General features: G+C 64.0%; 8 protein-coding genes and 1 pseudogene. 5 read left to right on the top strand and 4 right to left on the bottom strand.

Translation table 11 applies throughout. The features are described from left to right. Positions 1–174: 174 nt before the first annotated feature. From JNK99_RS03835 to JNK99_RS03825, 3 genes are all read right to left on the bottom strand, one after another. Positions 175–1,965, bottom strand: a complete 1,791-nt coding sequence (locus JNK99_RS03835) for an asparagine synthase-related protein (RefSeq protein ID WP_291848863.1) — start codon at positions 1,963–1,965, stop codon at positions 175–177. 300 nt (positions 1,966–2,265) lie between these two features. Further along, positions 2,266–3,699: a hypothetical protein gene (locus JNK99_RS03830; RefSeq protein WP_291848859.1), complete on the bottom strand. Its 1,434-nt coding sequence runs from the start codon at positions 3,697–3,699 to the stop codon at positions 2,266–2,268. Between the two features lie 251 nt (positions 3,700–3,950). Beyond that, entirely contained in the window at positions 3,951–6,272 is a 2,322-nt protein-coding gene (locus tag JNK99_RS03825; RefSeq protein WP_291848856.1) for a Tex family protein, read from the bottom strand. Positions 6,273–6,479: 207 nt separating this feature from the next. Between JNK99_RS03825 and fliW the strand changes: the two genes are divergently transcribed. The 5 genes and pseudogenes from fliW to JNK99_RS03800 all read left to right on the top strand — a co-directional run. Beyond that, entirely contained in the window at positions 6,480–6,911 is a 432-nt protein-coding gene (fliW, locus tag JNK99_RS03820; RefSeq protein ID WP_291848853.1) for a flagellar assembly protein FliW, read from the top strand. A gap of 102 nt (positions 6,912–7,013) precedes the next feature. Then, positions 7,014–7,448 (top strand): FecR domain-containing protein, encoded by a 435-nt coding sequence (locus JNK99_RS03815; protein WP_291848850.1) that lies wholly within the window; start codon positions 7,014–7,016, stop codon positions 7,446–7,448. Next, a complete protein-coding gene (locus tag JNK99_RS03810; protein ID WP_291848847.1) occupies positions 7,445–7,954 on the top strand; it encodes an OmpA family protein in 510 nt (169 codons plus the stop codon). Before JNK99_RS03815 ends, JNK99_RS03810 begins: the two co-directional genes overlap by 4 nt. 139 nt (positions 7,955–8,093) lie before the next feature. After that, a complete protein-coding gene (locus JNK99_RS03805) occupies positions 8,094–8,564 on the top strand; it encodes a CHASE2 domain-containing protein (RefSeq protein WP_291848844.1) in 471 nt (156 codons plus the stop codon). 60 nt (positions 8,565–8,624) lie between these two features. Beyond that, positions 8,625–9,158, top strand: a pseudogene (locus tag JNK99_RS03800) (CHASE2 domain-containing protein); the annotation flags it as partial. Between the two features lie 353 nt (positions 9,159–9,511). Here JNK99_RS03800 and JNK99_RS03795 read toward each other — a convergent pair. After that, a partial coding sequence (locus tag JNK99_RS03795; RefSeq protein ID WP_291848841.1) for an IS66 family transposase occupies positions 9,512–11,010 on the bottom strand: 1,499 nt, incomplete at its 5' end.

Below are 11,010 nucleotides of genomic sequence, written 5' to 3'. Positions count from 1 at the left end.
GAGCACATCGAAATCTTCTACAACCGGATTCGAAAGCAAGCACGACTCGGCCATCTGTCGCCCGCCGCTTTCAGTCCGAAATACTATGCAATGCAGATGACCGCCTAATCCGTTGGACTCTACGATTTGCAACCGACCTCAATTCCGGGGGAAGCTCAATTCACGGGGGGCGATTCATTGACCAGAAAATGCGCCATCGTGCATTTCCTGGCCGCGCAGCCATTGCTCGAGCATGGTCAGAATCCACACCATCTCTCCGTAGTATCCGGGATGCTGGGGTAGGTACTCGCCGACCAGGTGGTGCAGGAATTCGGGGCGTACGATTCCCCGTGTCGCAAGCGTGTCCAGCGAGTCTACGGCCAGCTCCTGCAGGGCGGGGGTGCGCGTCGTCCACACGCCAAAGGGAAGTCCGAACCCTTTCTTCTTCTTGGTGATGATCTCCTTGGGCAGAAAACCGCGCAGAGCCTCCTTGAAGAACCAGCGGAGCTTGAAGCGGCGCAGCTTCCAATCGGGCGACAGCACCATCGAAAAATCGGTGAGGCGGTCGGAGAGGAGCGGATAGCCGAGCTGAATGCCGGCCATCTGGGTCGCTCCGCGAACTTTTGGCAGGTCACTGTCTGCCAGCGTGTAGCGCCAGTCGTAGGCCAGCATGCGGTTGATCAGACTCGGCGCCTGGCACTCGCCCCAGGTCATCCGCATATGGTGCGTCGGTTCGCCCGGGTCGACCTGGGCGAGAAAATCGGTGGTGAGCACCCTGGCCGGATCGAGTTGCATCAGCAGATTGAAACTCTGCAAACGATCCGGTAGCGGGATGCGCGAATGACGGACGTAGCCGGTTACCTGCTTGAGGCCCGGGATGCGCCGCCAGGAGCTGTCGTCGCCGCATCGTGGTTCGATCAGTTGTCGCATTCCATCTGGCAGGGCGTGATAGAGCTGGAACACGCGCTGCATCGCATAGCGGGAGTTGCCGCCGAACAGTTCGTCCCCGCCGTCACCCGCCAGCATCTTGCTGCAGCCATCGGTTTGCGCCATGCGTGCGCAATAATAGGCCGGCAGTGCGGACGAGTTCCCGAAAGGTTGATCGTGGTGCTGCGCTACCGCCGGGATGCTGGTCAGCAGGTCGGATGGGGTGACGTAGTATTCGTGGTGCTCACAACCGAAATGCCGGGCCGCAATGCGCGCATATTCCATCTCGTCATAGCCCTCTGCATCGAAACCGATCGAGTACGCGGGGGCCGCTTTTCCAGTCACCTGGCAGAGCATGCCGGCTACCGTCGAGCTGTCTGTGCCCCCCGAAAGAAAGGCGCCAACCCGTTGGTGGCCGGCGATCTCTTCGGCGACGCTGTCGCGAATCAGGCTGCGGAAAGAGTCGCGTGCCGTGCTGAACGATTGCCGGTGTTGTTCGTCGAAATGCAGTGCCCAGTGCCGCGTCTCGTGTACGCCTTGCCAGTCGATCAGCAACGCATGGGCGGCCGGCAGGCGGCGCACCTGACGGAAGATCGTGCGCGGGGCAGGGATCATGTGGAAGTACAGGTAATCGAAGATCGCCTGCGCATCGAGCTGCCTGTCGTGAGCCGCGACGCAGTCGGCCCGATCGGAAAAAGCCAGCGTCCTGCCATCGGTGAAGTAACACAGAGTCTCGATCGCGAAGCGGTCGACGGCCAGGAAAACGCAGTTGCGCGCGGCATCGGCGATCACCAGAGCGTATCCGCCGTGGACGTTCGCGGTCAGATCGGCCCCCTGCTTGTGCCAGGCGGTCAGCAGTCCGGCGGCCAGGCTGGCCGGCTGCGCCGATCCGGCAACACGCGATTCGCCGAACGAGGGCGTGCCGATCACCGCGCACACGCTGCTGTCGTCACGCGCCACGTCCTCTCCCTGCAGCGTGATCGACTGGAGCAGCTCCCGGGACATGCCCGGGTCGAGGAGGCGGGTCAGGTCTAATTGGCCGGAAAGTCTTTCTTTCATGGGGTTTGTGCTCGCGAGGCTGGGTTGGGTTGCGGGCTTCGTCGTTTACCTGGGAAGCCGGGGATAGGGGCGGCGACGGCCGAAAATCGGGTTGTCCATGCGTCGCGGCAGGAGGAGGCAAGCCAGGTTGGCAATGGCACACGCATTCAATCTTGTCCTCCTGCGCAGGGCGGCATCTGGGCGGAGGAAATGCTACGCTGAACTGTTCGTTCTTTCTGTGCTGGATTTCACCTCGCTTCGCCCATAGGGTGTCCGTGGCCGGAGTCGTCGATTCTTTTCGGTGACGCGGAACCGGGCACGTCAGGGTGTCGTGTCCTGGAGGGCGCCGACCACAGCCGGGGCATTGGCGAGCGGTTTCGTGCTGTGCGGATGGACGTACTGTGCGCTGGCTGTGGGCCGCGCGCTGTCAGCCCCATCGGCCAGCGGTCGATAGGCCATCCGCGCCGTTGGCCGTGCCAGGCGGTAGTCCTGGCGCATCGGTAGGGTGAGATCTTCCCAGTCTGCCCGCACATCGTTCACCACCGTCAACGGATCGGAGACCTGATAGCCGCCGTGTCCCACCAGGAGATTGTTGGCGGTGATGACATGATCCGAACCACGGGCGACACGCAGGAATGTGCCGCCGTGCGGGTGGTCGTTGATCAGCGTGTTGCTGGCGAGGTACAAGGTGTTCAGTGGCCACACGTAGCCCTCGGCGCCAAACGAGACGATTACCGAATTCTCCGTGCCGCTCTGCTGCTGAATCAGGTTGCCGATAACCCGGGCCACTCCGCCATTCGGAAACTCCAGCTCGTAGCTGGCACGGCCGCCGATCTCATCGGTCAATCGGTTGTATCGGATGTCGTTGACGCCGGCGCGACTCTTCAGCAGGTGTCCTATGCCTGCATGGTGGAAGTAGCTGCCGCTGACCGTCAGCGAGCGGATCTTGCCAACGTAGAGATTATGGCCCCAGCGCTGGTTGTTCACGTAGCTGTAAGCGAATTCGCTGTCCTCGATGATCAGTTCGGAAGTTGGCGTTGTCTCGTCGCTGGCCAGCAAACCCATCTGGTTGTTCCAGAACAGGCAGCCGCGCAAGCGCAGGCGCCCGCCCTCGAAACGGATGCCGGCGCCGTTGGCATCATCCGCCCGGGCGCCGATGAAATCGATGTTCGAGATGTCGAATTCTCCTCGGCGGATGACCCAGATGGCCTTGCCTTCGGCGCTACGCCCGTCGGCGAGCAGTCTGGCTGCGCCGCCGACGCCACGGATCGTCAGTCTGGTCTGTTCCCAGACGGCCACGTCCTGGTGATAGTCTCCCGCCTCGATCTCGACGATGTCACCATTGCGCGCCAGTCGGGCCACCTCTGCGATGCGCCTGATGGGTCCATCGGGACTCACCCGCCAGACCCGTGTGCCGTACGGAATCCGTGCCGGCGTGGGGATCTCGGCAGCGCTCCGGCGTGGTGGCGGGGGTGGCACGACGAACGGCAGGCTGGCGCGCTCGGCGACCGATGGTGCGTTGAAGGCTGAACGAAGCGCACGCATCACCGGCGCAGCCAGCTTTTCGATCCGGGTATGCCCCTGCATCCGGCGATCGGCGTAATCCATCAACTCGCCGGGCGTGCGGCCGGTCTCGCGATACAGGTACCAGCCGAGGAGGGCGGTCGCCGCGGCGACGATGGTGGCTGCGAGCAGCGCCCGCCACAGCCAGGTGCTGCGCGTACGCTTGCCGGACGGATGTCTGGTCACGGTCATCGGGCGTCTGACACCCAAGGCGAACCGAGTTCGGATGCGAACACTGTATTCACTCTTCTCTCCTGGGTCGCCGCGACACGCTGACCGGGCTCGGGCGGCAGATCAAACCAGCGCCAGACGCCAGAGTATAGGTCCACGCGTCGACCGGGGTCAATCCGCCTGCCTTTGTCCTCGTACGTGGTTGGCGGGGAAGAATCCGGCAGATCGCTCTGCTCGGCTTGCCTGTGCTGACCGGCAGGCTGTTGTTCCCTTCATCGGCGCAAACGGGCGAAGGCACTGGCCATCGCGCCGCTCGGTTCCGGCTGGCTTTGCTGGCGCTGTCGCGCCTTTGCCGAGGGCGGCACGGCAGCGGTTTTCGTGATACCCGGCAACTCGTCAGAGAGGCGCATGCTGAGGGCGATTCTCTTCCGCGGCAGGTCGACTTCGAGTACCTTGACCGTGACCACATCACCCGCTTTGACGACCGTACGGGGATCCTTCACGAAACGATCGGCGATCGCCGAAATGTGCACCAGGCCATCCTGGTGCACACCGATGTCTACGAATGCCCCGAAGTTGGCGACGTTGGTGACCACTCCTTCGAGCATCATTCCGGCTTGCAGGTCCTTGATCGCTTCGACGCCGTCCCGGAAGGTGGCGCTGCGAAATTCCGGGCGCGGGTCGCGACCGGGCTTTTCAAGTTCGCGAAGAATGTCCAGTATGGTTGGCAGGCCGAAGCGCTCGTCGATGTAGCTCTCCGGCGTCAGCTCTTTGAGCGTCCGTGCATCGCCGATCAGCTGCTCGATGCTCCGGCCTGTATCGGCCAGAATGCGTTCGACCAACGGGTAGGCTTCCGGGTGTACCGCCGAGCGGTCGAGCGGATTGTCGCCCTGGTTGATGCGCAGGAAGCCGGCTGCCAGCTCGAAGGTCTTGTCGCCGAGGCGGGGCACTTCCCTGAGCGCCTGTCGTGTCCGGAAGGCGCCGTTTCGGTCACGGTGGGCAACAATGTTCGCCGCCAGTGTCGGGCTGAGACCGGAGACTCGGGTGAGCAGCGGAACCGACGCGGTGTTGACGTCGACCCCGACGGCGTTCACGCAGTCCTCGACCACCGCATCGAGCGCCTTGGCCAGGCGCGTCTGACTGACGTCATGCTGGTACTGGCCGACGCCGATCGATTTTGGGTCGATCTTCACCAGTTCGGCCAGTGGATCCTGCAGACGGCGGGCGATCGACACCGCTCCGCGCAGGCTGACATCAAGTTCCGGGAACTCGCGTGAGGCGTATTCGGACGCAGAATAGACCGAGGCACCGGCTTCCGAGACAAGCACCTTGCGCAGACGCAGCTCAGGTTGTCGCCGGATGAGTTCGGCGACCAGGCGGTCGGTTTCGCGCGAGGCAGTACCATTGCCGATGCTGATCAGATCGACCCGGTTCTTTTGCGCGAGCCGGGCCAGGGTGTGCAGTGCGTCATCCCAGTCGCGGCGCGGTTCGTGCGGGTAGATGGTGGTGCTGTCGAGCAGTTTGCCCGTGGCGTCGACGACGGCTACCTTGACGCCGGTACGCAGGCCGGGGTCGAGGCCCATCGTCGGACGTGGGCCGGCCGGCGCGGCGAGCAGAAGGTCGTGCAGGTTGCTGCCAAACACCCGGATCGCTTCTGCCTCGGCGCGCTCGCGCAGCGCATTCATCAGCTCCAGTTCGAGGTGCAGCGAGACCTTGATTCGCCAGGTCCAGCGCACGGTATCGGCAAGCCACTTGTCGGCCGGCCGTCCCTGATCGGCGATGCCGAAGTGCCGCGCGATACGTGCTTCGCAGGGGTTGGGGCTGGCCGCAGGCTCGGCGAGTTCGCTGTCGAGCACCAGCGCCAGTTGCAGCATGCCCTCGTTGCGGCCCCGGTAGAGCGCCAGCGCGCGATGCGAGGGGATGGCGAGAAGGGCCTCGGAGTAGGCAAAATAGTCCCGGAACTTGGTGGCTTCGCTTTCCTTCCCGGCAACTACGGTTGCGCTGACGAAGCCGTGCGTTTCGAGATGGCTGCGCAATTCGCGGAGCAGGGCGGCATCCTCCGCGAACTGCTCCATCAGGATTTGACGGGCGCCGTCGAGTACGCTGCGAATGTCGGGAAAGCCGGCCGCGGGGTTCAGGTAGGGCTCGGCTTCGCTTTCCGGTGACCGCGTCGGATCGGCCAGCAAGGTGACAGCAAGCGGTGCGAGACCGGCCTCGCGGGCGATCAGTGCCTTGCTGCGGCGCTTCGGTTTGTACGGGAGGTAGAGGTCTTCGAGGCGCTGTTTGGTGTCGGCAACGCCGATTTCGGCTGCCAGCTCGGCGGTCAGATGGCCTTGTGTCGCGATCGAGTCGAGAATGAAGCGACGTCGCTCCTCGAGTTCGCGCAGGTAGGTCAGACGTTCGTCGAGCAGGCGCAACTGGATGTCGTCGAGACCTCCGCTGGCTTCCTTGCGGTAGCGCGCGACGAAGGGCACGGTGGCTCCTGCGTCGAGCAGGGCGGCGGCGGCCAGCACCTGCTGTGGGCGGCAGCCGATCTCGTCGGCAATTCTTTGCGCTATCTGTTGTGCAACATCTGTTTCTGCGGGTTTAGGCATCGGGGATGGTGGCCTTCGCTGGCTGACATGAAAAAAGCGCGAACTATGCGCAATCGGCAGGCAAAACTCAAGGCAGGGATCCGGCCGTGAGCGATGGCTGGTTGCGACAGGCGTCCGGCAGCGCAGGGAATTGCCACCATGCGGTGAATCAGGTTAAATTGCCCGACTCGGGCAGCTGCCTACAGTTGCGGGTGAGCGGGGGGCACCATGAAAGTCGATCTGGAACATTTTGGGCTGCGAGACGTGCCGGTTGACCCGGACACCGTTTTCACCTTTGCTGGCGGCGTGGCCGGTTTTCCCGCTTGCCTGCGGTTCAAGATCTTTCACCAGGAAGGAGAAAAGCCGGCCGTGTTCTGGCTACAGTCGCTCGACGATGGGGCGGTCATGTTCCCGATCGTCGCGCCGGAGACGCTGGATCTGGAGTACGAGATCGAACTCTCTGACGCCGACTGCGAGTTGCTTGGTCTGGAACGTGCCGAGGATGCCGCGGTGGTGATCATCGTCTACCGTAACGAGGCCGAGGGGGGGAAGATCGCGGCCAATACCCGTTCACCGATCATCCTCAATCTGGCCAATCGCCGCGCCATGCAGAAAATCCTGCAAGAAGTGCATCCAACCCTGCTCTATCGGGCGCGCTGATTCCTGCTGTCGGATCGGACGATCGCCCGTCCTGGATGCTGCAGTGCAAGGGTAGTCAAGGTGGCCTGAGGTCGGCTGGGCGCGCTCGTCTGGTCAGGCAAAGTGTCTTTCGAGGCGCCGACGTTTTCTGGTTGCGTCGCTGCTGAATCGGGGTCGCCGGCCGGCATCGTCAAACGCAGTGAAGGCAGCGTGACGGTCGATCACGCCGGAACGGTGCAGACGGCACCGGCCGGTACCCCGGTTCATGTGGGCGACCGGATTCACACCGGCGTCGATGGCTCGGTGGGAATCACCTTGTCCGACGACTCATTGCTCACCACAGGGCCGCACAGCACCCTGTTGATCAACGAGTTCCAGTTCAATCCGACCACGCAGGACGGGAATATGCTGACCTCGCTGGTGAAGGGCAGCTTGAGTGTGGTGACCGGCTTGATCGCCAGGCAGAAGCCCGACAATGTGCGCTTCCGAACACCGAATGTGGTGCTCGATATCCGGGGTACCGAGTTCATCGTCGATGTGCGCGGAGACGACGAATGAGACGATGGACCTGCCTGTTGTGCCTTTTCTCGCTGTTTCCTGCGGCTTGCTCGCGCGTTTCCGACCACGTGGTCCTGTTGCCGGGGCCGGATGGCCGGACCGGAGTTCTCTCGATCACGACCGCCAGCGGTGCAGCAGTGCTCGCCGAACCTTACACCGGGGTTGATGTGGCCGGTGGCTGGTTGTCCCGGTTCAAGACGAGCCCGCGCATGGTGCGCGATGCCTATGGCCGACTGCTCGACATGCAGCCCGCCCGGCCGCGCCTCCTGGTTTTCTACTTCGCGACCGGGAGCAATGCGTTGACGCCGGAGTCACAGAGTCGACTGGCCGAAGTACGCGGCGAACTCGCCAGCTTGCCGGCCGGCGAAGCGATCGTCATTGGCCATACCGATCGGGTGGGTGGCACCGAGGCCAACGATCAGCTCTCGCTGCGGCGCACCGAACTGCTGCGCGACCTCCTTGGCGGCAGGTGTTCCTCCCGCGGCGATCGTCGTCGGTCGCGGTGAGCGCGAGCCGGCGGTGCTTACCGCCGACGAGGTGGCCGAAGCGCGCAACCGCCGTGTCGAAATCAAGCTTCGTTGAGCTTGTGACGGCTTTCGGGCGCCGTTCGCTGCCCGCCTTCCTGAGACTGATGCTTGGTCTTGCGTGCTCGGCGTACTGCTGGCGCACAGTCTGCGCCACATCGAGATTGATCCGCTGCACCGCCTCGATGCCCTGCTTTACGACCTGCGTGTCCGCTGGTTTGCAACGGCTCCGGTCGATGAGCGGATCGTCATCGTAGACATCGACCAGCGTTCGTTGGCCGAGTTGGGGCGCTGGCCGTGGAGTCGGAAGCGGCTGGCCGACCTGATCGAGCGGATATTTTCCGACTATGGCGCGCTGCTGCTCGGTGTCGACATGATACTGGCCGAAGTCGACGAGAGTTCCGGTCTGCCTGCTCTCGAAGCGCTGGCGCGTGGGCCACTGCACACGAACGCCGCGTTTCGCGCAGCGAGCGCTGGACGAATTGCGGCCGGTACTGGACCACGATGGTCGCTTGGCGACGGTCCTGCGCCGTTTTCCCGTGGTGCTCGGTTTGCATTTCTCGCAAGGGGTCGGCGCGGCAAGAAACGGTGAACTGCCGCCGCCGCTGGCGATAGCGCCTGGCGCGCTGGCTCAGGCGACGGGTCTGACCACGTGGCCGGCGGGTTTCTGGGTGCCCCGGTCGAGTTTGATGGAGTGACCCGGCGGGCCTGGTTGTTGGCCGTCCACGAGCAGGCGGTCTATGGGGCACTGTCGCTGGTGATGGCGCAGGCCCTGTGGGGCAATCCGGTCGTGCGCCTGCGCTTCGCCGAGTCGCTTGCTGCATCGGTGGGTCCCAGGCAATTAGCTGCGATCGAACTGCATGCCGCGCGCGGCGCCCGGCAGTTTGCGGTGGACGCGCAGGGATCGGTGCTGCTGCCTTTTCGGGGTGCCGAGGGTAGTTTTGCCCACCATTCGGCGGCCGCCGTACTGGCCGGGCGGCTGCCTGCCGACCGGTTGCGGGGGCGTGTCGTCCTCCTGGGTACCAGCGCACCGGGTCTGGTTGATCAACGTTCCACTCCGGTCAGTGAGGCTTTCCCGGGGGTGGAGGTGCACGCCAATCTGCTTGCCGGGCTGCTCGATGACCGCTTGGTGGAGGCGCCGTTCTACGCTCCGGTGCTCGAAGCGAGTGTCTTGTTGATCTTCGGCAGCACCTTGCTTCTGGTATTGCCGCGGCTTTCCCCGCAATGGGCGGTTGCCCTGTCGCTGCTGCTCATGGGGCTGCTCGCTGGCATCAGTCTGGCGGCCTGGGTGATCGCTCGCCTGGCGCTGCCCATGGCAGCCGGCATGTGCTTGTTGGTGGCGCTGCTTGGCGTGCACCTCTTCTTCGGCTCGTTTCTCGAATTCCGCACCCGGCGGCACCTGGCGGCGTTGTTCGGGCAGTATGTGCCGCCCGAATTGGTCGAGGAAATGAGCCATGATCCGGAAAACTACAGCATGCAGGGTCGCAGCGCGGGTGTGTCCCTGAATCTTACACCACTTCCAGGTAATCGTTCACTCCCCTACGCTGTTGCCGGGATGACAGGGATGGCGGGAAGCGGCAAACCCTTGCGAGCGGCGGCGATGACGGTGGCGAGGTACTGCCAGGCAGAAGCGGCGCGACGGCGACAGGTTTCGATAAGGCTGGCGAGCAGAGCAAAGGCGCGGGAGCCCTGTTCAGAGCGAGTGCCGTGACTGATGTGGCGCGAAATCACCCAGTGCCGTAGCGCCTGTTCGGCGGCGTTGTTGGAGAGTGGCAGGTGGGGCTCGGCAAGTGGACGGAAGATCACCGACCAGTCGTAGAGGAACTCGCGCACGACGCCGCCCAGTACCTCGTGGCGATCCGTCCGATGCGTTTTGCACAGGTGCTGCAGCCGGTCAACGTCGGCTGCGTGGCGTAAGAGCAGTGCTTCTGGCGGCGGATCGGTCCGCGCCGCGTAGATGGCGGCCATCAGCGTTTTCATGATCCCTTGCATCTCCTGCCCGACCCCGGATACTCGGTGATCGCTCGATTCGGCCAGACCCCGCAACTTGCGCATCAGGTGCGGCCAGCAGCGCAGGCGGTTTTCCCAGGCGCGATAGACCACGTAACCGTCACTGATCAGAATGCCGTGATAGCCGTCTGGCAGGGCGTTCTCCAGCATCTCCCGGCGGCGCGGGCCGATGAGGAAGAGTACGGTGTGGGTGGTGACCAGAGCCCATAACCACAGCAGTACACCGGATTCTGGCCACGATGTTTCATCCCCATTCAATTGTGTTGTCTGCACGAGGTCGGCCACCAAGGCATCCTCCAGCGGCAAACTGGCACGCCCGGCTTCGCGGATCGTCTCGTCGATCACGCCGGTGCTCAGCGTCAGATCGAACACTTCCCTCAGCAGTTCGCGGATGCTCGCCCGGGACAGGCGCATGCGCAGCGCGAGCAGAACGATCACTCCGGCCAAGCGAGGACCCACCAAGCGCCATTCGCCCAGTCCAGTCGTCTCCCACTGGTCGTCCGCCGGCGCCCGCCACGGCAGTGCACGACTGACATGGCCGCAGGCGCAGCTCACTTCAAGCAAACGGTGACGCGTGACACTGAACGTCAGCCCGATCAGGCCCTCGACCTGCGGCGCGATGTCGATTTCGTCCCAAGCCGTGTAAGCCTGCGACCCTGCGTCCGCCGCCAGCGCCAGCCCACAAGCCGTGCAGCTTTCGGGGCGGTGCTCGCTTGTGGCGGTCACCGCCAGTTTCTGCGTGCGCCCATGGCCTGGACTGCCGGGTTGCCTGCCGGGCGGCTTCCCCGAACCCTTCCCGGGCGAGGGGCGGTTGGCAACAGCCGGGCGGGTTCCTGCCGTCTCTTTCGGCAAATCTCCCACCGTGTCGGTCGCGGTAGCGTCTGCCATGCCGCTCTCGGCTGGCGCCTCCTTGTCCTTCGCCGCATCGCCCGCCTTCTCCCACGGCGCTTGGCTAGTCGGCGGACATGAACTGTTGGTCGGGTTCCGATTCAGCCGGTCCTGCAACTCCTTGACGTCATGCAGCAGAC

The organism is Accumulibacter sp. (genome assembly GCF_016789985.1).
Classification (GTDB): Bacteria; Pseudomonadota; Gammaproteobacteria; order Burkholderiales; family Rhodocyclaceae; genus Accumulibacter.
Note: the sequence above shows the minus strand (reverse complement) of the source record. Positions and strands in the feature narration are given on the sequence as shown.